The 22,499-nt window shown below is 62.2% G+C and carries 20 protein-coding genes; 10 read left to right on the top strand and 10 right to left on the bottom strand.

Annotation, left to right across the window (positions count from 1 at the left end; all coding sequences use genetic code 11):
• Positions 1–15: 15 nt before the first annotated feature.
• Positions 16–2,868 (top strand): aminomethyl-transferring glycine dehydrogenase, encoded by a 2,853-nt coding sequence (gene gcvP / locus ABWV64_RS05125; RefSeq protein WP_353343191.1) that lies wholly within the window; start codon positions 16–18, stop codon positions 2,866–2,868.
• Between the two features lie 19 nt (positions 2,869–2,887).
• Here gcvP and ABWV64_RS05120 read toward each other — a convergent pair whose 3' ends face one another.
• Both ABWV64_RS05120 and ABWV64_RS05115 read right to left on the bottom strand, forming a co-directional pair.
• A complete protein-coding gene (locus ABWV64_RS05120; protein ID WP_353343190.1) occupies positions 2,888–5,446 on the bottom strand; it encodes an ABC transporter permease in 2,559 nt (852 codons plus the stop codon).
• Positions 5,443–6,147, bottom strand: a complete 705-nt coding sequence (locus ABWV64_RS05115; protein ID WP_353343189.1) for an ABC transporter ATP-binding protein — start codon at positions 6,145–6,147, stop codon at positions 5,443–5,445. Before ABWV64_RS05115 ends, ABWV64_RS05120 begins: the two co-directional genes overlap by 4 nt.
• Here ABWV64_RS05115 and ABWV64_RS05110 point away from each other — a divergent pair.
• Positions 6,140–6,880, top strand: a complete 741-nt coding sequence (locus ABWV64_RS05110) for an arylesterase (protein ID WP_353343188.1) — start codon at positions 6,140–6,142, stop codon at positions 6,878–6,880. The two genes, ABWV64_RS05115 and ABWV64_RS05110, sit on opposite strands and share 8 nt — an antisense overlap.
• 55 nt (positions 6,881–6,935) lie before the next feature.
• Here ABWV64_RS05110 and ABWV64_RS05105 read toward each other — a convergent pair whose 3' ends face one another.
• Positions 6,936–7,142, bottom strand: coding sequence for a cold-shock protein (locus ABWV64_RS05105; RefSeq protein WP_110795555.1), 207 nt, complete (start codon positions 7,140–7,142; stop codon positions 6,936–6,938).
• A 272-nt stretch (positions 7,143–7,414) separates the two neighbouring features.
• Between ABWV64_RS05105 and trxC the strand changes: the two genes are divergently transcribed.
• Positions 7,415–7,846 (top strand): thioredoxin TrxC, encoded by a 432-nt coding sequence (gene trxC, locus ABWV64_RS05100; protein WP_353343187.1) that lies wholly within the window; start codon positions 7,415–7,417, stop codon positions 7,844–7,846.
• A gap of 72 nt (positions 7,847–7,918) precedes the next feature.
• On the opposite strand, the gene ABWV64_RS05095 is transcribed toward trxC, so the two are convergent.
• From ABWV64_RS05095 to ABWV64_RS05085, 3 genes are all read right to left on the bottom strand, one after another.
• Positions 7,919–8,158, bottom strand: coding sequence for a hypothetical protein (locus tag ABWV64_RS05095; RefSeq protein ID WP_353343186.1), 240 nt, complete (start codon positions 8,156–8,158; stop codon positions 7,919–7,921).
• Positions 8,159–8,331: 173 nt separating this feature from the next.
• Positions 8,332–8,529, bottom strand: coding sequence for a hypothetical protein (locus tag ABWV64_RS05090; RefSeq protein WP_353343185.1), 198 nt, complete (start codon positions 8,527–8,529; stop codon positions 8,332–8,334).
• 351 nt (positions 8,530–8,880) lie between these two features.
• Positions 8,881–9,087, bottom strand: coding sequence for a cold-shock protein (locus ABWV64_RS05085; protein WP_353344524.1), 207 nt, complete (start codon positions 9,085–9,087; stop codon positions 8,881–8,883).
• 371 nt (positions 9,088–9,458) lie between these two features.
• On the opposite strand from ABWV64_RS05085, the gene ABWV64_RS05080 reads away from it, so the two are divergent.
• Complete coding sequence (locus tag ABWV64_RS05080; RefSeq protein WP_353343184.1) at positions 9,459–9,899, top strand: BrnA antitoxin family protein; 441 nt, start codon at positions 9,459–9,461, stop codon at positions 9,897–9,899.
• A gap of 229 nt (positions 9,900–10,128) precedes the next feature.
• Here ABWV64_RS05080 and ettA read toward each other — a convergent pair whose 3' ends face one another.
• Both ettA and ABWV64_RS05070 read right to left on the bottom strand, forming a co-directional pair.
• Positions 10,129–11,784: an energy-dependent translational throttle protein EttA gene (gene ettA / locus ABWV64_RS05075; RefSeq protein WP_353343183.1), complete on the bottom strand. Its 1,656-nt coding sequence runs from the start codon at positions 11,782–11,784 to the stop codon at positions 10,129–10,131.
• 172 nt (positions 11,785–11,956) lie between these two features.
• Positions 11,957–13,780, bottom strand: coding sequence for a putative bifunctional diguanylate cyclase/phosphodiesterase (locus tag ABWV64_RS05070; protein WP_353343182.1), 1,824 nt, complete (start codon positions 13,778–13,780; stop codon positions 11,957–11,959).
• Between the two features lie 238 nt (positions 13,781–14,018).
• Between ABWV64_RS05070 and ABWV64_RS05065 the strand changes: the two genes are divergently transcribed.
• Together ABWV64_RS05065 and dacB are read left to right on the top strand one after the other, a co-directional pair.
• The gene (locus ABWV64_RS05065) at positions 14,019–14,648 is read left to right on the top strand and encodes a nicotinate-nucleotide adenylyltransferase (RefSeq protein ID WP_353344522.1); all 630 of its coding nucleotides are present in this window, start codon (positions 14,019–14,021) and stop codon (positions 14,646–14,648) included.
• A 247-nt stretch (positions 14,649–14,895) separates the two neighbouring features.
• On the top strand, positions 14,896–16,404 hold the full coding sequence (dacB, locus tag ABWV64_RS05060; protein WP_353343181.1) for a D-alanyl-D-alanine carboxypeptidase/D-alanyl-D-alanine endopeptidase: 1,509 nt from the start codon (positions 14,896–14,898) through the stop codon (positions 16,402–16,404).
• 108 nt (positions 16,405–16,512) lie between these two features.
• On the opposite strand, the gene ABWV64_RS05055 is transcribed toward dacB, so the two are convergent.
• Positions 16,513–16,698 carry a PLD nuclease N-terminal domain-containing protein gene (locus ABWV64_RS05055; protein ID WP_353343180.1) on the bottom strand — a complete coding sequence of 62 codons (186 nt, stop codon included), beginning with the start codon at positions 16,696–16,698 and terminating at the stop codon, positions 16,513–16,515.
• A gap of 155 nt (positions 16,699–16,853) precedes the next feature.
• On the opposite strand from ABWV64_RS05055, the gene ABWV64_RS05050 reads away from it, so the two are divergent.
• Positions 16,854–17,129, top strand: coding sequence for a hypothetical protein (locus ABWV64_RS05050; protein WP_353343179.1), 276 nt, complete (start codon positions 16,854–16,856; stop codon positions 17,127–17,129).
• A gap of 66 nt (positions 17,130–17,195) precedes the next feature.
• Here the strand turns inward: ABWV64_RS05050 and ABWV64_RS05045 are convergent, their stop codons facing one another.
• Positions 17,196–17,621, bottom strand: coding sequence for a tellurite resistance TerB family protein (locus ABWV64_RS05045; RefSeq protein WP_353343178.1), 426 nt, complete (start codon positions 17,619–17,621; stop codon positions 17,196–17,198).
• A gap of 121 nt (positions 17,622–17,742) precedes the next feature.
• Between ABWV64_RS05045 and ABWV64_RS05040 the strand changes: the two genes are divergently transcribed.
• The 3 genes from ABWV64_RS05040 (at position 17,743) to ABWV64_RS05030 (ending at position 22,394) form a co-directional block, all read left to right on the top strand.
• Positions 17,743–19,386 carry a lysine--tRNA ligase gene (locus tag ABWV64_RS05040; protein WP_353343177.1) on the top strand — a complete coding sequence of 548 codons (1,644 nt, stop codon included), beginning with the start codon at positions 17,743–17,745 and terminating at the stop codon, positions 19,384–19,386.
• A gap of 62 nt (positions 19,387–19,448) precedes the next feature.
• Positions 19,449–19,886, top strand: coding sequence for a DUF4864 domain-containing protein (locus ABWV64_RS05035; protein WP_353343176.1), 438 nt, complete (start codon positions 19,449–19,451; stop codon positions 19,884–19,886).
• Positions 19,887–20,096: 210 nt separating this feature from the next.
• Positions 20,097–22,394, top strand: coding sequence for a glycosyl hydrolase family 28-related protein (locus ABWV64_RS05030; protein WP_353343175.1), 2,298 nt, complete (start codon positions 20,097–20,099; stop codon positions 22,392–22,394).
• The last annotated feature ends 105 nt before the right edge of the window (positions 22,395–22,499 follow it).

Raw genomic sequence — 22,499 nt, 5'->3', positions numbered from 1 at the left:
CGCGAGGACACTGCCATGACCTTCACGCCCACCGATTATTTGCCCTATGATTTCGCCAACCGGCGCCATATCGGCCCTAGCCCTGCGGAAATGGCGCAGATGCTGGCGCTGCTCGAGGTGCCGGATTTGCAGACATTGATCGAGCAAACCGTGCCCGAAGGTATCCGCGCGGCATCGGCTCTGGAGTTCGGCAAGCCCAAGTCGGAGAGCGAGTTGCTCTTTCACATGCGCCGCGTGGCCAAGAAGAACAAGGTGCTGACCTCGCTGATCGGGCAGGGCTATTACGGCGCCATCACGCCCCCCGCGATCCAGCGCAATATCTTGGAAAATCCCGCGTGGTATACGGCCTACACGCCCTATCAGCCGGAGATTTCCCAAGGCCGTCTTGAGGCCTTGCTGAACTTCCAGACGATGATTTCCGATCTCACCGGATTGGAGGTCGCCAATGCCTCGCTTTTGGACGAATCCACCGCCGCCGCCGAGGCGATGACCATGGCGCAGCGGGTGGCAAAATCGAAAGCGCCCGCGTTTTTCATTGATGAAAACTGCCATCCGCAGAACATCGCGGTGATGCAAACGCGGGCGAAACCGCTTGGCATCGAGGTGATCATTGGCGCGCCCGAGGATCTGGATGCGAGCGCCGTCTTCGGCGCGATTTTCCAATACCCGGGCACCTATGGCGACTTGGCGGATTTCACCCCGCAGATGGAGGCGCTGCATGCGGCCAAGGCGCTGGGTATCGTGATTTGCGATCCGCTGGCGCTGACCCTGCTCAAAGAGCCCGCCGCGATGGGCGCGGATATCGCCGTCGGCTCGGCGCAGCGCTTCGGCGTGCCGATGGGCTACGGCGGCCCGCATGCGGCATTCATGGCCACGCGCGACGGGTTCAAACGCAATATGCCAGGCCGGATCGTCGGCGTGTCGATCGACGCGCGCGGCAACCGCGCCTACCGGTTGTCTTTGCAAACCCGCGAGCAACATATCCGCCGCGAAAAGGCCACATCGAACGTGTGCACTGCGCAGGCATTGCTTGCGGTGATGGCCTCGATGTATGCGGTGTTCCACGGCCCCGAGGGGCTCAAAGCCATCGCGCAGCGCGTGCACCGCAAGACCGAGCGTCTGGCGCGCGGCCTGAGCGAGGCGGGGTTCAAGGTCCTGCCCGAAACCTTCTTTGACACGATCACGGTCGAGGTCGGTCCGTTGCAATCGGCGGTGATGAAATCGGCGGTGGACGAGGGGATCAATTTGCGCGCCGTGGGCGAGACACGTGTTGGTATCGCCTTGGATGAACGCGCCCGCCCCGAAACCATCGAGGCCGTCTGGCGCGCCTTTGGCATCACCCGCAAGGATGATGATTTCAACGCGCGCTACCGTTTGCCGGAAAATCTGATCCGCAGGTCGGAGTATCTCACCCATCCGATTTTCCACATGAACCGCGCCGAGACCGAGATGATGCGCTATATGCGCCGTTTGGCCGACCGCGATCTGGCTTTGGACCGCGCGATGATCCCTTTGGGGTCGTGCACGATGAAGCTCAATTCGGCGGCGGAAATGATGCCGGTGACATGGGATGAGTTTGCGCTGTTGCATCCTTTCGTGCCCGACGATCAGGCGGCGGGTTACCTTGAGATGATCCATGATCTGTCGTCGAAGCTGTGCGAGATCACCGGCTATGATGCGCTATCGATGCAGCCCAATTCCGGCGCGCAAGGCGAATATGCCGGTCTGTTGACCATCGCCGCCTATCAAGAGGCCAATGGCGAGGGGCACCGCAAAACCTGCCTCATTCCGATGTCGGCCCATGGCACCAACCCCGCCTCGGCGCAGATGGTCGGATGGGATGTGGTGCCGGTGAAAACCGCGGCCAACGGCGATATCGACGTGGCGGATTTTCGCGCCAAGGCCGAGGCGCACCGCGGCACGCTGGCCGCTTGTATGATCACCTATCCCTCGACCCACGGGGTGTTTGAGGAGACGGTGCAGGAGGTCTGCGCGATCACCCATGAGAACGGCGGGCAGGTCTATATCGACGGGGCGAATATGAACGCCATGGTCGGCATCTCGCGCCCGGGAGACTTGGGCGGCGATGTCAGCCATCTCAACTTGCACAAAACCTTCTGCATCCCCCATGGCGGCGGCGGTCCCGGCATGGGGCCAATCGGGGTCAAATCGCATCTGGAGGCGTTCTTGCCCTCGCATCCGGCGCGCGGCATGGGCGCGGCGGGGCCGGTTTCGGCGGCGCCCTTCGGCTCGCCGTCGATCCTGCCGATCTCTTGGGCCTATTGCTTGATGATGGGCGGCGAGGGTCTGGCACAGGCGACCCGCGTGGCGATCCTCAACGCCAACTATATCGCCACCCGTTTGCAGGGCGCTTTCGACGTGCTCTATCGCGGCGGCAAGGGCCGCGTCGCGCATGAATGCATCATCGACACCCGCCCGTTCGAGCAAAGCGCAGGCGTCACGGTCGAGGACATCGCCAAGCGGTTGATCGATTGCGGTTTTCATGCCCCGACGATGAGCTGGCCCGTGGCGGGCACCTTGATGATCGAGCCGACCGAAAGCGAGACCAAGGCCGAGCTGGACCGGTTTTGCGATGCGATGCTGGCGATCCGCGCCGAGATTGGCGATATCGAAGAGGGGCGCAGCGACCCTGCCTCGAACCCGCTCAAACACGCGCCCCATACGGTCGAGGACCTCGTCGGCGCATGGGAGCGGCCCTATAGTCGCGAGCAGGGATGCTTCCCGCCTGGCGCCTTCCGCGTCGATAAATACTGGGCGCCGGTGAACCGCGTCGATAACGTCTTTGGGGATCGCAATCTTGTCTGCACCTGCCCGCCGATGGAGGATTACGCCGAAGCGGCAGAGTAGCTTTGTCTCGCGCGCGCGGTCATTCGCGCGCGCGCAGCACCCCTGCGGGGCGCGCTTGCAAAGGCCCCCAAGCAAATCCGAGCGCGGCCAGAAGCGTGGCGGCAATGCCGCCCGCGATGATGGCAAAGGCGTTGGACCAGATCACCTCGAAATCGCTTTCCATGATGAAATGCAGCACGGCCCAGCCGCCCGCCAGCCCTGCGGCCAATGCGACAAGGCCCGCCGCCGCGCCTAAAAGCGCCGCGCGCAGGGCAAAGCTCCATAGGATACGGGCGCGGGTCGCGCCGAGGGTTTTGAGGATCGCCGCCTCCACGCGCCGCGCGCCGGTGCCAGAGGCCGCCGCCCCGATCAGCACCAAAAATCCGGTCAGCAAGGTCGCCGCCGCGCCGTAGGAAATCGCCCCCGCCAACCCGTTGAGCAGGGTCGAGACCCGCTCGATCGCATCGCGCACACGGATCGCGGTGATATTGGGATAGGCCTTGGCCAGATCACGCAAAAGCGGCGCTTCGGCGGCCTCATCGGCATAGACGGTGGCGATGAAGCTATGGGGCGCGCCCGATAGGGCCGCCGCGTTCATCGCCATGACGAACCCCATGCCTGCGGTGGAAAAATCCACCTCGCGGAATGATGTGATGGTCGCGGTGATCTCGTGGCCGAGGATGTTGACGGCCATGGTATCGCCGAGGTGCAGGCCCATCTCTTCGGCCTCTTCGGCGGCAAAGCTGATCTGCGGCGGGCCGTCATAGCCCGCGCCCCACCATGTGCCTGCGGTGATTTTTGTGCTTTCGGGCATGGCATCGGCATAGGTGATGCCGCGATCGCCGCGAATGACCCAATGCTCGCCCGCCACTTCGGCGGCGGGGCGTTCGTTGATGCGGGTGATCACGCCGCGCAGCATCGGCGCGCTTTGCATCTGGCGCACGCCTGCATCGCCTTCGACGCGGGCGGTAAAGCCGTCCATCTGGTCCTTTTGGATGTCGACAAAGAAATAGCTGGGCGCCTCTTGCGGCAGATCGCGGGCAATCGCGCCGCGCAGGTTGCCGTCGATTTGCCCCACGGCGGCCAGAACCGACAGGCCCAGCCCCAAGGACAGCACCACAGGGGCGGCGTCCGATCCGCGCCCGCCAATCGCCGCCAAGGCCCACCGCAAGGCAGGGGCGCGGCGCAGCCCTTTGCGCCCGCGCCGCGCCGCCCATGCCATGCTCGCCGCGCAAAGCGCCAAGAGCGCCAGCGCAAAGAGCAAACCGCCCGCCGTGATCAAGGTCAGCTTCCACGCGCCGTTGAACAGGGCCGCCAGCGCGACCAGCGCCGCCAATAGCCCCGCGATCAGCGCCAGCATCGCAGGGCGCGGCCAGCGCCGCGCCGCGCCGAAAGCATCGCGAAACAGCGCCGCCGCGCGAATCTCATCAAGCCGCGACAGCGGCGCGAGGGTGAATATCGCCGCCGTCAGCGCGCCGTAGATCGCCGCCTCGATCAAGGGCAGCGGATAAAGGCCAAAGGCCGCAGGGATCGGCAATTGCGCCGCCAGAACCGGCGCCAGAAGCAAAGGCAATCCCGCCCCGAGGACAAGGCCGATCACAATGCCCAAGGCCGACAGGGCCGCGATTTGCAGCGCATAGATCGCAAAGATCATCCGCCGCTCTGCCCCCAAGGTGCGCAGCGTGGCGATGACGCCGGTCTTGCCCGCCAGATAGCTGCTCACCGCAGAGGAGACGCCAATGCCCCCCACCGCGAGGCCCGACAGCCCCACGAGGATCAAAAAACTGCCCAGCCGTTCGACGAAACGCGCAATGCCCGGCGCGCCGTTGCGGGCATCGCGCCAGCGCATGCCTGCGTCGGCAAACCGCGCGGCGGCTTCGGATTGCAGCGCCTCCAGATCGCGGTCTTGGGGCAGCAACAGGCGGTATTTGGTCGAGAACAACGTCCCCGCCGCCAAGAGCCCCGAGCCTTCGAGATCGCGGCGCAGCACCAGCGTACGCGGGCCAAGCGAGAAGCCCGCCGAGGCGCTGTCCGGCTCGCCGGTCAGGGCGGCCATGAGGGTAAAGCGCGCTGTGCCGAGCGCGAATTCGTCTCCGATTTCAAGGCCCAGACGGTCGATCAAGACCCGCTCCATCACCGCGCCGGAATGGCCCTTGGTGCCGGCCAAAGCCTTGGCCAAGGGCATCGGCGGGTCAAGCGCGACCTCGCCCACCAAAGGGTAGGCGGCATCCACGCCCTTGACTTGGGTCAGAGCGCGTTCGGCGCTATCGCCCGCGCCGCGCACGGCCATGGAGCGAAAATCGACGATCTCGGAGGTTTGCTGCGCGACCTGCTTCATCCATCGTTTTTCGACCTCGCTGGCATAGCGGTAGGTGAATTCCATCTGCGCATCGCCGCCCAACAGCACCGCGCCGCTGTCGGCAAGGCCTGCGTTGATGCTGGCGCGGACGGTGCCGATGGCGGCGATGGCGGCAACGCCGAGCGCGAGACAGGCAAGGAAGATGCGAAACCCTTTGAGCCCGCCGCGCAATTCGCGCGCGGCCAGAGCAGCGGCAAGGCGCAGCCTTTGGCGCGGCGCGGCGGAGGGGGCGGTGGTCATGCTTGGGCCTCAAGGGGGGCGGCGGTATCGCCGGTGTCAATTTGCCCGCCGCGCAGGCGCAACACGCGGTCGCAGCGCGCCGCCAGATCCGCCGCATGGGTGACCAAAACCAAGGTCGCGCCGTGGCGGTCGCGCAGATCGAACAGCAGATCGATAATCGCCGCGCCGGAGGCTTCGTCGAGATTTCCGGTCGGCTCGTCCGCCAAAAGGATCGCAGGGCGCGGCGCCGAGGCGCGGGCCAGCGCCACGCGCTGTTGCTCGCCGCCCGACATTTGCGCGGGGTAGTGATCAAGCCGGTGCCCGAGGCCGACGGCCTGCAATTCGGCCTCGGCGCGGGCAAAAGCATCGGGCGCGCCCGCCAGTTCCAAAGGCGTTGCGACATTTTCCAAAGCGGTCATCGTCGGGATCAGGTGGAAAGATTGAAACACCACCCCCATATGTTCACGGCGCAGTCGCGCCAGAGCGTCTTCGTCCATCGCCGTCAGATCATGGCCAAGCGCGGTGATCGTGCCGCCCGTGGCGCGCTCCAGCCCGCCCATGAGCATCAGCAGCGAGGATTTGCCCGAGCCGGACGGCCCGACAAGGCCCAAGGTCTCGCCGCGGTGGACATCGAGGGTGATGGAGTGAAGGATATCAACAAGGCCGGCATTGCCGGTCAGCGAAAGCGCCACATTGGACAAGGAGAGAACAGGTATGGTCATCGGTCGGGACTTTCGCAAGGAACGGGGCGCGGCGGCGGGGCTGTCCCCACGATATGGGGCCTCATGGGCGCGGGGCAAGGCGGCAGGCGCGATAAGCTTGGCCTTATCGGCGGGCGTGGTTGCATTGGGGTTAACATATGCGGGCGCGGCGCGGGCCGAGGCCCTCGATCTGCTGGCCTTTGGCGACAGCCTCACCCAAGGCTACGGGTTGACCGAGCAAGACGGATTGGTGCCGCAATTGCGCGCATGGCTGGCCGCGCATGGCGCGGGCGATGTGCGGGTGATCAATGCGGGCGTGTCGGGCGATACCACGGCGGGCGGCAAGGCGCGCATCGATTGGGCGCTGACCCCCGAGGTGGATGCGATGATTTTGGAGCTGGGGGCGAACGATTTTTTGCGCGGGATTGATCCGGCCTCGGCGCGGGCAAATCTGGAGGCGATTTTAACCGCCGCGCAAAAGGCCGGTGTGGCGGTTTTGTTGGTCGGGATGCAGGTGCCAAGCAATTACGGCGCCGATTACCAACAAGAGTTCAACGCGATTTATCCCGAATTGGCCGAGGCTTACGGCGCGCTTTATATGCCTAACTTTTTCGAGGGGCTGCAGGGCGAGGCGCAGATGATGTCCTATTTTCAACGCGACGGGCTGCACCCGACGGGGGCGGGGGTGGCCAAGATTGTCGAGGCTTTGGGGCCGCGGGTCTTGACGCTTTTGGCGCAGGTAAAAGCCGATTAGGCAAAAGAAAACGGGCCCCCGAAGGCGCCCGTTTGAAACCTTGATCGCGCGGGCCTTAGGCCAGTGCGAGGTTCACCGCAGCTTCGCGGCCATCACGGCCCGGCTCGATGTCGAAGGTCACTTTTTGGTTGTCGGAAAGACCGGTCAGACCGGAGCGTTCCACAGCCGAGATATGCACGAACACATCTTTGCTGCCGCCATCGGGGGCGATAAAGCCGAAGCCTTTAGTGGTGTTGAACCATTTGACGGTGCCAGTAGCCATCGTCGTTTCTCCTTATAGTAGCTGCCCGCGGAATGCGGCAGGACGGCTCGTCAGTGCAAGATCGAGAACTGGGCCGTAGAAGGAGCAGGGTCGATAGAGGTAACGTCGCCTGTTTTATATTGGAGCGATGGTTTTATAACGCAAGTGAAATTTATATGAATCTATTTGGCCGCGTGAAACGCGCAGAAATCTGCCGAAAAACCCGCCATTCCCCTTTAAATTCAACGGTTGTTAAATATGTCAATTGCTGAATGTAGGAAGGGAGAGCCTCAATGTCGGGTCGAAAAATTACCTGTCTGGATTGCGGTCAAGTCAACCGGATGGCGCAAGACAAGCCCGCAAGCACGGCCAAATGCGGTACCTGCGGGGCGAAGCTGATGGATGGTAAAGTCCATGAGGTGGACCTTGCGACGCTGCAAAAGGCCGCGCGCAATGATGATGTGCCTCTGGTTGTGGACTTCTGGGCGCCGTGGTGCGGGCCGTGCAAAATGATGGCGCCGGAGTTTTCCAAAGCGGCCGCCAGCCATGCGGGGCGGGTGCGGTTTGTGAAGCTCAACACCGAGGCGGAACCGGCTGCGGGGCAACGCTATAACATTCGCGGAATTCCGACGATGGCGGCCTTTAGGGGCGGGTCGGAAAAGGCGCGCCAATCGGGCGCGATGCCTGCGGCGCAAATCTCGGCTTGGGTGACGCAAAGCATCTAGGCTTTGCGCTTTGCCTTGGCGGCTGGGCCTCGCGCGCCTTCGGTCTGCCGGTGGTCACTCGCTAACCGGTGGTCAGTGACCATGCGCGGGTTGGCCCGTGGGCGCGCCGGAAAGCGCGCCGATGTCCCCCTTGCGGCGGGTCAATTGCGGCGGGCGCAGCGCATGGGCCGTGATCATCAGCACGGGGACAAAAACCGCAGTGCAAAGCCACAGCAGCGCAAGGCTGTTCCAGCTTGCGCCAAAGCCAAATCCCGCAACGCCCAAGGTTACGGTGCTGAGCACCGCGCCGAATAAGATCGAGATGATCGCCATTCCACCACTCCAATTAACCCCCGTTAACAAACCTATGGGCAAGGTCTTAACGGGTGGTAAATCGCCCGTGGCGGCGCCATATCTAAAACGTTAAAAAGCCGGCGATTTTCATCACCGGCTTTTCGGGCCGAAGCCAAATTCCATCCTCGCTGCGCAGATGCGGAGCGTTTGGATTACTCGGTTGTGGTGGCCGAGTCTGCGTCTGCGATGGCTTGGCCAACGATGACGGTGATCATTGCGCCGGTGACGATTGCGCCAACGGTTGCGCCGGCACCCAGACCGCCAAAGCCGGTGAGGGCCGCCGATTGTGCGTTTGCAGGTGCCGTGGTTGCGAGGCCAGCGGCGAAAGCAAGTGCGATAACTTTTTTCATGGTCGTATCCTTTACAACTATAATCGGCGCGGCGCGTAAACAGATAACGCACAGCCCGACCGGTGATATGCTCGTTTCATGAGATAACAGTGCCGGCGAAGAGGTCAAACTGTTTCTCGGATAGATGGTAAATTTGCGCGAAAATTAGCGTGCAATTGCCCCAAATGCGGCAAAAATACACTGGTCGCGGCGGTTGACGTGGGGGAGGGTCGAGGCTCTTCGCGCTGGCGCGGGGATTTGCGCGCGGGGCGGAGAATCACATGCGGGCCAAAGCGGCGCGCGTTGCGTCCGGTTTTGGGCGGGACGCGGGAAAAACAAGGGCACCGCTGAGGGTGCCCTTGCCTTTGATTCTTATGCCAGCGCGAGGTTGACGGCGCTTTCGCGGCCGTCACGGCCTGCTTCGACGTCGAAGGTCACTTTTTGGTCGTCATTGAGGCCGGTCAGACCCGAACGCTCGACAGCAGAGATGTGCACAAACACGTCTTTGCCACCGGTTTCCGGTGCGATGAAGCCGAAGCCTTTGGTAGAGTTGAACCATTTTACGGTGCCGTTGGCCATATCCGTAGTCTCCATAATTAAAGCCTGCCCGCGGAAGTGCGGCAGTGTGGCGTTCTCGTCTGGATCGAAAGACTGAGTGCCGTATTAAGGGAGACAGTGGTCGATAAAGAGGTCGTAAGCCTGCCCCGTATGCGGCCAAGCGCGCCGCAACGCAAGGATTCATTTCGGTGCGGCAAAACCGGCGAAAAATCGCTGTCTGTTTTGCGTCGGTATCACGTCGGTATTGCGTCGGTGGCGCCGCGCGCTGTGACAAGCGGGTGTTAAGGGCGCTTTGGCACGCTTGGGGCAGGCCCGATTTGCGCGCCGGACTGCGCCAAACATCGCGCCGCTCGCCGCGCCGCAGACCGCGCGATCCACGAAAGGCACAGGATATGACCCCACGCACCAAAACCGCCCGCATCGCCCGCGAGGGCCTGCTGCGCAATCTCATCCGCATGGAGCGCGACCGCTGGATCGACAGTTCCCTGCGCGAATTGGTGCCCGATGCGTGGCATACGCTCGAACATGATCTGGATGTGGAGGAGCCGAAGGAGAAGGTGACGCTCTATCTGGATCGCTCGGTCGCGCGTTTCTACCGCGCCATGGGCAAAGGCTATCACGCGCGGATCAACCGGCTTTTGGCGACATGGGCGCAAATGCGCATCGCCGAGGAAGTGCGGCTCGACGCGCATCTGGCCAAACAGGCCGAAGAGGTCCACGCCGCCCGATTGGCCGAACGCGAGGCGGGGCGCGCTGCGGCGGGCGCAGGGGGCGAGGCGCAGCGCGAGGGCGCGAACGGCGCCGCCCCAGAGGGCAAAAAGACGGAAAGTTAACCCGCAGCGACACCTGCGCGCGCAGGCGGCGCGTCGAGGGGGCAGCGGTAAAAGTTAAGGGCGCGCACGGCCCAAGCCGCGCCAAGGCGGCGCGGCACCGCAGGCCCGACCAAAGAAAAACGGCCCGCCATGTCTTGCGGGCCGTCGGTCTTTATCGGTCTTTATCGGGCCTGTGCGCGCAGGGGCTTTGCTGCGCGCAGGGCCTGCCGACTTGGCGCGTGACCTTGGCTTAGCGCGTGAACTTCTTGTGCTTGAGGCGCTTGGGTTCCAGAGCATCGGCGCCAAGGCGGCGCTTTTTGTCTTCTTCATAGTCCTCGAAATTGCCTTCGAACCATTCCACATGGGCATCGCCCTCGAAGGCGAGGATATGGGTGCAAATCCGGTCGAGGAAGAAGCGGTCGTGCGAGATGACCACGGCGCAACCTGCGAAATCAACCAATGCGTCTTCGAGCGCGCGCAATGTTTCGACGTCCAGATCGTTGGTCGGCTCATCGAGCAGCAGCACATTGCCGCCCTCGCGCAAGAGCCGCGCCATATGCACGCGGTTGCGCTCGCCGCCTGACAGGAGCGAGACTTTCTTTTGCTGGTCGCCGCCCTTGAAGTTGAAGGCCGAGCAATAGGCGCGCGCGTTCACATCCGCATCGCCCAGTTTGATGATGTCCAGCCCGTCGGCGATGGCCTCCCAGACGTTGGCATTGGGGTCCAGATCGTCGCGGCTTTGATCGACATAGCTCAGCTTGACCGTATCGCCATATTCGACCGTGCCCTCGTCGGGTTGCTCTTGGCCCGTCAGCATGCGGAACAGGGTGGTTTTACCCGCGCCGTTGGGTCCGATGACGCCGACAATCCCGCCAGGCGGCAGCGAGAAATCCAGACCCTCGACCAAAAGCTTGTCGCCCATGGCTTTCTTCAAGCCTTTGACTTCGATCACTTTATTGCCAAGGCGCGGGCCGTTGGGGATGATGATCTGGGCGCGCGACAGCTTCTCGCGCTCCGATTGGTTGGCCAGTTCGTTATAGGAATTGATCCGCGCTTTGGATTTGGCTTGGCGCGCTTTGGGCGATTGGCGCATCCATTCCAATTCGCGCTCCAGCGTCTTTTGCTTGGACTTGTCCTCGCGCGCCTCTTGTTCGAGCCGCTTGGCCTTTTGCTCCAGCCACGCGGAATAATTGCCCTCGTAGGGGATGCCGCGCCCGCGGTCCAGTTCGAGAATCCAGCCGGTGATGTCATCAAGGAAATAACGGTCGTGGGTGACGACCAGAATCGTGCCTTTGTAATCGATCAGGTGCTGTTGCAGCCATGCGATGGTTTCGGCGTCGAGGTGGTTGGTCGGTTCGTCAAGCAGCAGCATGTCAGGCGCTTCGAGCAGCAGTTTGCACAGGGCCACGCGGCGTTTTTCGCCCCCCGACAGGGTGGTCACATCGGCATCATCGGGCGGGCAGCGCAGCGCCTCCATCGACACGTCCACTTGACTGTCCAGATCCCACAGGTTGTCGGCGTCGATCTCGTCTTGCAACTTGGCCATCTCGTCAGCGGTCTCGTCCGAGTAATTCATCGCCAGATCGTTATAGCGGTCCAAAATGGCCTTTTTCTCCGCCACGCCGAGCATCACATTGCCGCGCACATCAAGGCTGGGGTCAAGTTCGGGCTCTTGCGGCAGATAACCGACCTTGGCCCCTTCGGCATGCCATGCCTCGCCTTGGAAATCCTTGTCCCAACCGGCCATGATTTTCAAAAGCGTGGATTTACCCGCGCCGTTGACGCCGACAACGCCGATCTTCACCCCCGGCAGGAAGTTCAGATGGATGTTTTCAAAGCATTTCTTGCCACCTGGATAGGTCTTGGAAACACCGGACATGTGATAGACATATTGATAGGACGCCATGAGATCGCTCCTTGGAGAAAAGGGTTTGCAGCGGTCTATCGCGATGCGCGCGCGAGGGCAATTGGTGTTAGGCGGGATCGCGCAGGTGATCGGCTTTGAACGGCGGGAAAATCGGGCACCGGCGGGCAAAACGCGGCGGGCGGGCAGGCGAGGGCGCCGCGGGCGGGCCGCTTTAGCGTTTGAGGCGCAGAAGTTTGCTTTCGCGGCGCTGGGGCATTTGCAGCCGGTTGCCGGAGGCGATGAAATCGCGCAGCCAGCCTTCCACATCTGCCAAGGGCATGGGCCGCGCGAGGCCGTAGCCTTGGATCACGGGGCAATCGATTTGCATCAAAAGGTCGAGCTGCTCTTGGGTTTCGACCCCTTCGGCGACGACATTGACGCCCAGATCGGCGCAGAGTTCGGTGATGGCGCGGATGATGGTTTTGTTGCGCGGATCACGGTCCAGCCGCATGATCATCGAGCGGTCGAGTTTGATCGTATCGACCTTGAGCTTGGCCATATGCGCCAGACCGGCATAGCCGGTGCCGAAATCATCCAGCGCCACTTCGATCCCCATGGCCGAGAGCTTTTCCACGGCGTTGGAAATATCCATATCGCCGTTCTCCAAAATCGTGGTCTCCAAGATTTCGACACAGACGCTTTCGACCGGAATATCGCGCGACTGGATCGCCCAATCGAGCAGGCTGGGATAGTTGATATCGCCAAGGATCGAGCCGGAGACATTGATCGACATCTTCAGATCGGTAAAACCCGCACGGCGCAGCATCGCCAGCGCGTCGAGCGAGTGGTTCATCGAGACATAATCGATATCGGCGAGGATATTGGCCTGTTCGGCGGCGGCCAGAAACGCGCCAGGGGCAAGGATGCCGCGTTCGGGATGTTTCCAGCGGATCAAGGCCTCAAAGCCGATCACCTCGCCGCGGCGCAGGTCCAGTTGCGGTTGCAGGTAAACAACGAATTGCTTCTCGTCGAGCGCGGTGCGCAGATCGACGATCTGCTGTTGGCGCGCGGCGAGGGTGCGGCCCAGTTCGTCGGAATAGAGCAGCACCGGTTCGGTTCCGGCGGCTTTGGCGCGGTAAAGCGCCAGTTCGGCCTGCTGCATCAACGTGTCGCCGTCGATCTCGGGGGCGGAGATGCTGGCCCCGATGTTGACCGACATATGGATCGGGTGATCTTCCCAGATCAGCGGCTCGCTGATCCGGCCCGCGAGGGTTTTGGCGGCGATCATCAAGGCCTCGGGGGCGGGCACATTGAGCAAGACCAGCACAAATTCATCGCCCCCCGTGCGGCAGGCCAGATTGCCGCCCTTGGCGATGGCGCGCAGATGGCCGGCGATATGGCGCAAAACCGCATCGCCCGCCGCATGGCCCAATGTGTCGTTGATCGAGCGGAAATTGTGCAAATCGACTTGCAGCAGCCCGACCGAGCCGCGCTGCATCAGGGCGCTGACGATGTCGGAGCCGAGGTATTCGAGCAAACGCTTGCGATTGGCCAATCCGGTCAGATCATCGTGGTTGGCGCCATATTCGATTTGGGATTTGGCATCGCGCAGCGCGTGTTCGGTGCTCACCTGTGTGGTGATGTCGCGGCAGGAGACGACGACCATCGGCTCGGCGCCCGTCTCTTCGGCGCTGATCAGGCCAAAGCTGAGCTGGTTCCAGAAGGTTGTGCCATCGGCGCGCTGGTTCTCGATGATCTCGTAATCGCTGAATTCGGGCGCCTTCGGGTCATAGCGAAAGGCGGCAAGGGTTTCGGCATCGGGGCGTTGGTTTTCGGGCACGGCAAATTCAAGCGGGTGGCGCCCGATCAATTCGCCCGCGGCATAGCCGAACATTTCCTCATAGGCCGGATTGACCGCAAGGATGCGGCCGCTCAGATCTTGCAAAAGCATCCCGTCGCGCGCATGGGCGATCATCATCGAACAGGGGCTTGCTGCGCCTTCGACCGGTTGCCCCTTTGGGTCGATGATCCGAGATGTGCAGTTGGACTTGGACAAGGGGGCACCCGTAGGTCTGGTTACGCTCACCAAGGCTTGATGCCGTTATATCCTTAATAACTGATGGCAATAGGCCCTCGCGCCTGTATAAAATTTGAGGTATTAACCGGCGCTGAACTGCTAGGCGGGTTCATGAATTCGTGGCGTTTCGCGCAAAGGACCCTTGATGGCACCACCCCCGACAGATCGCAGCGGCCCCGCCTCGGGGCCTCGTCATGCAGACGCGGGCGGGCAAGGCCTGCGCGCGGCTTTGCCTCTGGCCGCATCGGGGCAGGTGATCGGGCTTTTGGGCGGCTCCTTCGATCCGGCCCATGAGGGCCATGCCCATATCACCCGCGAGGCGCTGCGCCGCTTCGATCTTGATCAGGTCTGGTGGCTGGTCAGCCCCGCAAATCCGCTCAAGAAAAACGGCCCCGCGCCATTGGACAGCCGTATCGCGCGGGCGCGCGAGGTCATGGTGCATCCGCGTGTCGCCATCACCGGCATCGAGGCGCAGATCGGCACGCGCTACACCGCGCAGACCCTTGCCGCGCTGCGCGCGCTGCGCCCCGATTTGCGGTTCGTGTGGCTCATGGGGGCCGATAACCTTGCGCAGATCGACCAATGGCAAGACTGGCGGTGGATCTTTGACCATGTGCCGGTGGGGGTTTTGGCACGGCCCGGAGATCGGGCGGCGGCGCGCGGCTCGGTGGCGGCGAAAACCTATCGTTTTGCGCGCCTGAAGGGACGGCAAAGCCGCCTGCTGGCGCGCTGCGCTGCGCCTGCGTGGTGTTTTGTGAATGTGGCGATGAAGGATGTGTCCTCGACCCGCATCCGCGCCGAGGGCGGGTGGCAAAATGGCACCGTGGTGCAGGGGGAGGGGACCTAGGCGGCTTTGCTTCCGGCGTCTTTCGCAGGCTGGGAAAGCGGCGGCCAAGGCGGCCTTTGCGGATCGGTTAACCATATTTTGACGCCAAGCGCCGTTGATGGGGCCGCATCAGGGTGGCCCGAGCAACGCGTAGGGCCGACGCGCGGCGCGACGCGTGGCGCACCGAGCGCGGCGCGCAGTGCGGCAGAGCCGCGCGCGAAGGGCATCGGGCTTGTCACGCGCGGGCGAATATGAGTAGGGAAGGGGCATGAGCGAGGGGATGACATTCTGGTCGCGGCGCGGGTTCTTGCGCGGCGGGGCGGCGATGCTGGCAGCAGTGCCAAGCGCCGCATGGGCCGGTGCGCCCAGCGTCTCCTTGCGCCCCAAACCGCGCCCGCGGGAGTTTCACAAACGCCTGATCAGCGCGCCGGAGCAATTGATCAACGCCTCGGGTTTGCGCGGGCGGGTGGCCTATACGGTGGCCCATGTGGAAAGCGGATTGGTGCTTGAAAGCCGCGACAGCGCCGTGGGCCTGCCGCCTGCCAGCGTGATGAAGGCGATCACCGCGCTTTACGCGCTGGAGGCTCTGGGCGCCGATTACCGTTTTCAAACCCGCCTCTTGGCCACAGGGCCGGTCGCGGGGGGCGAATTGCGCGGCGATCTGGTGCTGATGGGCGGAGGCGATCCGACGCTGGACACCGATGCGTTGGCCGCTTTGGCCGGCAAGCTCAAAGCCGCAGGCGTGAGCCGCGTGACGGGGCGGTTCTTGGTCTATGGCGGCGCGCTGCCCTATCAGCGGGTGATCGACAGCGGCCAGCCCGATCACGTCGGTTATAACCCCTCGATCAGCGGGCTGGCGCTCAATTTCAACCGTGTGCATTTCGAATGGCGGCGCACTGGCTCCAGCTACGGCGTTGCCATGGACGCGCGGTCGAAAAACTATCGCCCCGCCGTGGCCATGTCGCGGGTGGCGATCGTCAACCGCGAGGCGCCGCTCTTTACCTATAAGGACGCGGGCGGGCGCGACGAATGGACCGTGGCGCGCGCCGCCTTGGGCAAGGGCGGATCGCGCTGGCTTCCGGTGCGCAAACCCGAAGCCTATGCGGGCGACGTGTTTGCGGCGCTGGCCAAATCCAAAGGCGTGAGCCTGCCCGCGCCGAAGGTTGTGGATGGCGCGCCGCGCGGCACGGTGATCGCCTCGGTGGCGAGCGCCGGTTTGCGCGAGATTTTGCGCGATATGCTCAAATATTCCAACAACCTGACCGCAGAAATGTGCGGCATGGCGGCCACCGTCGCGCGCGAGGGGCGCGCGGTCTCGATTGCCGCCTCGGCCGCGGCGATGCAGCGCTGGGCCCAGCAATCGATGGGCATGGGGCGGGCGAAGTTGGTCGATCATTCGGGGCTTGGGGCGGCGTCGAATGTGCAGGCGGGTGATCTGGCGCGCGCCTTGGCGCTGGCCCATAAGAGCACCGGATTGCCGCAGATGCTCAAACCGATTGCGATGCGCCATGACAATGGCAAGGTGAACCGCGCCCATCCGGTCAAGGTCCATGCGAAAACCGGCACGTTGAATTTCGTCTCGTCGCTGGCGGGCTATCTGACCGCGCCCGATGGCACCGAACTGGCCTTTGTGATCTTTACCGCCGACGAGGAGGCGCGCGCGCGCATCGCCCGCAAGGACCGCGAGCGCCCGCAAGGCGGGGCGGCGTGGAACAAGCGGTCCAAACGGTTGCAGCAAAAGCTGATCGAGCGCTGGGGCACGATCTACGGCACCTGAGCGGGCCGGATCGGCGAAAAATTTACAAAATCGAACATACGGATAGGGGCGCCCACAGCGGGGCGCCCCTGTCGTTTGATCCATTGCAGTGCGGCGTTTCGCGCGCTCTTACACCGCTGCGCGGGAGCCGCGCGGGCCTGCGACGAGCCATGCGATAAAGCCAAGCACCGGCAAGAGCAGGATCGCGAGGGTCCAGACGATTTTGCCCGCGCCCGAGGCGCCCGAGGTCAGAACTGCATAGATGGCATAAAGATCGGCGATCAGAACGAGAAGTCCGAAAAGTCCATATTCCATGGTAAAATTCCTTGTTTTATGGGGCTTCAAACGCGAAGCATTCGGTGGGGTAACGCAGCGGCGGCGGGTTTTGTTCCCGAAAAATTTATCGGAACTTTACCGCCGCGGGCGGGGTTGGGTTGCAAATGATGACACGCTTAACCAAGGAGAACACTATGAAAACCCCTGTTATTGTCGCCTCTGCCGCCGTTGTCGCCTTTGTCGCCGCAGGTGCGATTTACATGGTCGATATCGACCAGACTTCCGAGGGCCGTCTGCCCACAGTCGATGTCAGCGTTGATGGCGGTGAATTGCCGAAATTCGACGCAGACGTGGGCAGCGTTTCGGTGCAAAGCGAAGAGGTCGAGGTCACCGTGCCCAAGGTGAAGGTCGTCACCGAGGAAGAGACCGTGAGCGTGCCGAGCGTCAAAATCACGCCGCCTGCCGAGTGATCAGACCCGCGATAAAATGCAAAAGGCAGGGCGCGTTGCCCTGCCTTTTTGTTTTTTTTCAGTGGGTTATCCGGCCAGATGTCGCGCTCTTGCGCCGCGCTCGATGGCGGCGGCGTGCAGCCGGTCGATGTCCAGCTCATAGCGGATCTCTTCGAGCAGGCGCAATTCGGTCTCTTGCAAGGTGCCATCGGCGGCGGCGACATCACAGGCCAACGCATAGGCGGTTTCAAACAGATGCTCGGGCAGGTTATCGCGGATCAAGCCAAAGAGCGCATCCAGCCCCTCTTCCTCGCCAAACAGGTCAAAGACGGTTTGCGACATGACGTTCATCCGGTCGAGATCGTAATTGGCAAAAATCGGCAGGTTGTTCACTGCGGATTCGATTTTGACCAATTCGGCGGTGCGGATATTCTCGTCAGAGGCGGAGACCGCGATCATGATCGCGACGAGGCAATCTTGCGGTGTGAGGGAATGGGGGATCTGCTCGGCCACTGGGATATCCTTTTGAAACAGCTCTGTTGCAGTGCAGAATATTGACTGTGCCGCCCTGCCGCAATAGGGAGTGGCGGTCTGCCGCGCATTGGGTGCGGCGTGATCCCATCCGGAGTTTGATATGTCTGACCTGCGCGACGCCGCCCTTACCTCGAAAGCATGGCCCTTCGAAGAGGCGCGCCGCCTGCTCAAACGTTATGAAAAACAGCCGCCCGAAAAGGGATATGTGTTGTTTGAAACCGGCTATGGCCCCTCGGGCCTGCCGCATATCGGCACCTTTGGCGAGGTGGCGCGCACGACGATGATCCGCCGCGCCTTTGAGGAAATTTCCGATATTCCGACGCGGCTTATCTGTTTTTCCGACGATCTGGACGGGATGCGCAAAGTGCCCGACAACGTGCCGAACCCCGAGGCTTTGGCCGAGCATTTGCAAAAACCGCTCACCTCGGTGCCCGATCCCTTTGGCGAGTTCGATAGTTTCGGCGATCACAACAACGCCATGCTGCGCCGTTTCCTCGACACCTTCGGGTTCGAGTATGAATTCTATTCGGCGACCGAGTTTTATGGCTCCGGCCAGTTTGACGAGGTGCTGCGCCGCGCGGTTGATAAATACGATGAGATCATGGCGGTGATGCTCAAATCGCTGCGCGAAGAGCGCCGCCAGACCTATTCGATCTTTTTGCCGATCCATCCCGAAACCGGACGCGTGCTCTATGTGCCGATGAAATCGGTGAACCGCGACGATTACACCATCACCTTTGACGACGAAGAGGGGCGCGAATGGACGCTGCCCGTCACCGGCGGCACGGTGAAATTGCAATGGAAGCCGGATTTCGGTGCCCGCTGGGCCGCGCTTGGCGTCGATTTCGAGATGTATGGCAAGGATCACAGCACCAATACGCCGATCTATGACAGCATCTGCCGCATCCTTGGCCAGCGCGCGCCGGAGCATTTCACCTATGAATTGTTCCTCGACGAGAATGGCGAGAAAATCTCGAAATCCAAGGGCAACGGATTGTCGATCGACGAATGGCTGACCTATGCCAGCGCCGAGAGCCTGTCCTATTTCATGTATCAAAAGCCCAAAACCGCCAAGCGGATGTATTTTGACGTGATCCCCAAGGCGATGGACGAGTATCACCAGCAATTGCGCGCCTATGAGACCCAAGACGCCAAGGCGCGGGTCAATAACCCCGTGTGGCATATCCACGGCGGCGATGTGCCGCAAAGCCATATGGTGGTGCCCTACTCGATGCTGCTCAACCTCGCCTCGGTGGCAGGGGCCGAGCAAAAGGAGCAGCTTTGGGGCTATATCCAGCGGTATGCCCCCGAGGCCAGCGCCGCGACCCATCCCGATCTGGATGCGGCGGCGGGTTATGCGGTGCGCTACTACAATGATTTCGTCAAGCCCGCCAAGGTCTTCCGCGCCCCGACTGAGCAAGAGCGCGCCGCGATGGCCGATCTGGCCGCCGCCTTTGCCAGCGAGAGCGCCGCATTGGACCAGATCGCGCGCAAGAACGCGCTGATGGGCAATGACGAGCCTTTGCCGCAGGTCGATTTCACCGATGGCGATTTCCTGCAATCGGTGGTTTTCGCGGTGGGCAAGAACCACGGGTTCGAGAACCTGCGCGATTGGTTCAAGGCGCTTTACGAGGTGCTTTTGGGCGCCAGCCAAGGCCCGCGGTTTGGCAGTTTCGCCGCGCTTTACGGCGCGCCCGAGACGGTGCAATTGATCGAAGACGGGTTGGCCGGAAAGCTCGGTTAGTCCAAATATTTTGATTTTTACGTGCGGGGGCCTATCCTTTTGTCATGAAAGGATAGGCCCCCATGCGTTTTCTATCGACTTTGAGCCTTGCGTTGCCGCTTGTTGCGGCTTTGCTTTTGGCGCCTTTGGCCCCTCGGGCGGCGCAGGCACAGCAAACCGGCGAAGCGGCGATCCCCGATGTGATCTCGCGCCAGATCGAGGCCTTTCGCGCCGGTGATCTGGAGACCGCCTTTACCTTCGCCAGCCCCGGATTGCAGCGCTATTTCGTCTCGCCCGAATATTTCGGGCAGATGGTTTTGGGCGGCTACCAGATGGTCACCAACCCGCAAGAGATGCGGTTTCTGGACCGGCGCGCCCAAGACGGGCGGATCGTGCAGCGTCTCTTTGTGCGCGGGGCGGACGGGCGCGAATATATGCTCGATTACCACATGATCGAGGCCGAGGGCGGGTGGCGCATCAATGGCGTCAATATCTTGCCCGTGCCGGACGTGGGCGTGTAGGCGCCTTTGTTTTCAATTCCCTAGCTTGATATTCCCCGCCGCGCGCGGGGGCACCGTCACGGTGGTCTGAGGCTTCGTTAACGCCTCGTTGATACCTCTTTGCGCATCCGGGCCAGCCCCGGTTTGGCGAGACATGTGACAATCGAGCATTGGCCGTATCGCGCCCGCACATCTTGCGGGGCGGGGCGCCCCATGTGGAAAGGGACTTGGATGAACAAGGCGATTACGGATGGGGTGGTGTTCATGCCGCCCGCATTTTCGGCGGGGCTTGACGTATGGTCGAGCGGCGATGGCACCCCGGGGTCGGACACCTATGACAATGCGGCCAATGCCGCCTTTGTGCCCGCGGATCAGGATTTCAGCGGCTGCCTAGAGGTCCAGACCATCACCAGCACCACCAAGCTGCGCTATATGGGCGAGACGCCGATGTTGCCAGGGTGCTATTTGCGGGTGACGGCGCGGGTCAAAGTGGTCAGCGGCGCATTGCCTTCGGTGCGCATCGCCGGATGGGCGGGCGGCGCAGGCGGCAGCCATGTGAGCGGGTTGTTGGAAACCGGCCCGTCGACCACATTGACCAGCTACGGCGAGGTCGTCGAGGTCAGCGCGATCATCGGCTCGGGCCAGCGCACGGGCGTCGATATGGTGTGGGGCAGCGCCCCGCTTTATGGCCATTTCGGCCTTGATGTGGTGGGCAGCGTCGGCTCCATCGTGCGGATCGACGATATCGTCATCGAGGATGTCACCTCGGTCTTTTTGCGCGATATGATGAATTGGGTCGATGTGCGCGATTTCGGCGCCGTTGGCGACGGCGTGACCGATGACCAACCGGCGTTTGAGGCCGCCGATGATGCGGCCAACGGGCGGCGCGTTCTGGTGCCTGCGGGGACATATTACCTCGCCGACAGCATGACCTTCGAGAACCATGTCGAATTCGAGGGCACGATCACCATGCCCGACGACAAGATTTTCTCGCCCACCAAGGATTACAGCATTTCGGCCTATATCGATGCCTTCGGCAGCGAGGAACTGGCCTTCAAAAAGGCGTTTCAGGCGCTTTTGAACAGCGCGGGGCATGAATCGCTGGATCTGGACGGGCGGCGTTTGTCGATTTCCGCCCCGATTGATATGCAGGCCGCCGTGGCCAATCGCACCTCTTACGCGCAGCGCCGCCATATCCATAACGGGCAATTGATTGCCGAGGGCACGACCAATTGGGAAACCACGGTTGTCACCTCGCAAGCCACCTATAACCGTTCGGATGCCAAGCGGCTGACCGGTGTGGTCGATGTGGCCAATATTCCGGTCGGATCGCTCATCGAGGGCAATGGCGTGGGCCGCGAGGTCTATGTGCGGTCCAAAAACGTCGCGGCGCAGGAAATCGAATTGTCCGCGCCCTTCTTTGACGCCGATGGCACCCAGACCTTCACCTTCAAGCGCTTCAAATACATCCTCGATTTCAGCGGCTTCGAGTATATGGACAAGCTGGTGATCTCGAATGTCGAGTTCCAGTGTTCGGGCGTGGCCAGCGCGGTTTTGCTTTCGCCTGCGGGGTTGATCTATCACTTCCGCGATTGCTTTTTCACCCGTCCTTTGGACCGCGGCATCACCAGCCACGGCGAAGGCTGTCAGGGGATGCTCATCGACCGCTGCCAGTGGCTGTCCAACGAGAGCGGCAAGCTGAGCCAAGAGCGGCAATCCATCGGGTTCAACACCAATGGCAACGACGTGAAGGTCCGCAACAACCGCGCGGTGCATATGCGCCATTTCGGGGTGATGGGCGGCTCCAGTTCGGTGATCACCGGCAACCATTGGTTCCAAGGCGACAGCGCCCCCGCGGGCACGCGGATGGCGGGGATCGTTTTGACCCGCACCAATTGCCGCGCCACGCTCACCGGCAACTATGTCGATAACAGCTTTATCGAATGGGCCAACGAACATGACCCCAACCCCGATTACAATTCCGAATTCAGCTTCTCAGGGCTGAATATTTCGGGCAACACCTTCCTTGCGGGCTATGTCGCCAGCTGGTTCGGTTTCATCGTGATCAAACCGCACGGGCCGGGGCATTTCATCAACGGGCTGAATGTGTCGGGCAATGTGTTCCGCATTCTGGGCGGCACCAAAATTGACCAAATCGAACGGGTTGATACGACTTATGCCGATCTGAGCTATGATCAATTGTCCAATGTCACCTTCAGCGGCAATATGTTCAACGCGATCAAGAACCCGACGTTCAACCCGCTCACCATCCGGCACGAGGAGCAAACGCTTGGCCAGACATGGGTCGTCGATTGCGCGCCTTTGCTGCCCTTCAAGGGCTGGGCCAAGATGTGCGAGGGGCTGACCTTTGAGGGCAAGATCGCCACAAACAACAACACCTCGCATCACGAGGTGCCCTATGTGAAGACCAAACAGGGGCCGAATTCGGACCAGCTCAACCTTGTGTGGTCGCGCGATGTGACGGGGACGGTGGTGCTCAAAGTGCGGATGGACAATCCGCTCGATTGATCGCGCAGGGCGCAGGGCCGCCCCATGACAACACCCATGCGGGCGCTCCTTTGGGGCGCCCGTTTTGCATTTGTACGCCGCGAAGGGCGGGTGCGCGGGCACTTT

The organism is Litorivita sp. NS0012-18 (genome assembly GCF_040371945.1).
Lineage (GTDB): Bacteria > Pseudomonadota > Alphaproteobacteria > Rhodobacterales > Rhodobacteraceae > Litorivita.
The sequence above is the reverse complement of the archived record's forward strand: the minus strand, read 5'-3'. Positions and strand labels throughout refer to the sequence as shown.

What these genes read in the sequence shown, in the direction of transcription:
- ABWV64_RS05035 (WP_353343176.1), top strand. Translation starts at nt 19,449, where the DNA reads ATGCGTTTTCTATCGACTTTGAGCCTTGCGTTGCCGCTTGTTGCGGCT.
- ABWV64_RS05080 (WP_353343184.1), top strand. Translation starts at nt 9,459, where the DNA reads ATGACCCCACGCACCAAAACCGCCCGCATCGCCCGCGAGGGCCTGCTG.
- ABWV64_RS05095 (WP_353343186.1), bottom strand. Translation starts at nt 8,158, where the DNA reads ATGGCGATCATCTCGATCTTATTCGGCGCGGTGCTCAGCACCGTAACC.
- ABWV64_RS05120 (WP_353343190.1), bottom strand. Translation starts at nt 5,446, where the DNA reads ATGACCACCGCCCCCTCCGCCGCGCCGCGCCAAAGGCTGCGCCTTGCC.
- ABWV64_RS05050 (WP_353343179.1), top strand. Translation starts at nt 16,854, where the DNA reads ATGAAAACCCCTGTTATTGTCGCCTCTGCCGCCGTTGTCGCCTTTGTC.
- ettA (WP_353343183.1), bottom strand. Translation starts at nt 11,784, where the DNA reads ATGGCGTCCTATCAATATGTCTATCACATGTCCGGTGTTTCCAAGACC.
- ABWV64_RS05090 (WP_353343185.1), bottom strand. Translation starts at nt 8,529, where the DNA reads ATGAAAAAAGTTATCGCACTTGCTTTCGCCGCTGGCCTCGCAACCACG.
- ABWV64_RS05115 (WP_353343189.1), bottom strand. Translation starts at nt 6,147, where the DNA reads ATGACCATACCTGTTCTCTCCTTGTCCAATGTGGCGCTTTCGCTGACC.
- ABWV64_RS05030 (WP_353343175.1), top strand. Translation starts at nt 20,097, where the DNA reads ATGAACAAGGCGATTACGGATGGGGTGGTGTTCATGCCGCCCGCATTT.
- dacB (WP_353343181.1), top strand. Translation starts at nt 14,896, where the DNA reads ATGAGCGAGGGGATGACATTCTGGTCGCGGCGCGGGTTCTTGCGCGGC.
- trxC (WP_353343187.1), top strand. Translation starts at nt 7,415, where the DNA reads ATGTCGGGTCGAAAAATTACCTGTCTGGATTGCGGTCAAGTCAACCGG.
- ABWV64_RS05085 (WP_353344524.1), bottom strand. Translation starts at nt 9,087, where the DNA reads ATGGCCAACGGCACCGTAAAATGGTTCAACTCTACCAAAGGCTTCGGC.
- ABWV64_RS05105 (WP_110795555.1), bottom strand. Translation starts at nt 7,142, where the DNA reads ATGGCTACTGGCACCGTCAAATGGTTCAACACCACTAAAGGCTTCGGC.
- ABWV64_RS05040 (WP_353343177.1), top strand. Translation starts at nt 17,743, where the DNA reads ATGTCTGACCTGCGCGACGCCGCCCTTACCTCGAAAGCATGGCCCTTC.
- gcvP (WP_353343191.1), top strand. Translation starts at nt 16, where the DNA reads ATGACCTTCACGCCCACCGATTATTTGCCCTATGATTTCGCCAACCGG.
- ABWV64_RS05110 (WP_353343188.1), top strand. Translation starts at nt 6,140, where the DNA reads ATGGTCATCGGTCGGGACTTTCGCAAGGAACGGGGCGCGGCGGCGGGG.
- ABWV64_RS05055 (WP_353343180.1), bottom strand. Translation starts at nt 16,698, where the DNA reads ATGGAATATGGACTTTTCGGACTTCTCGTTCTGATCGCCGATCTTTAT.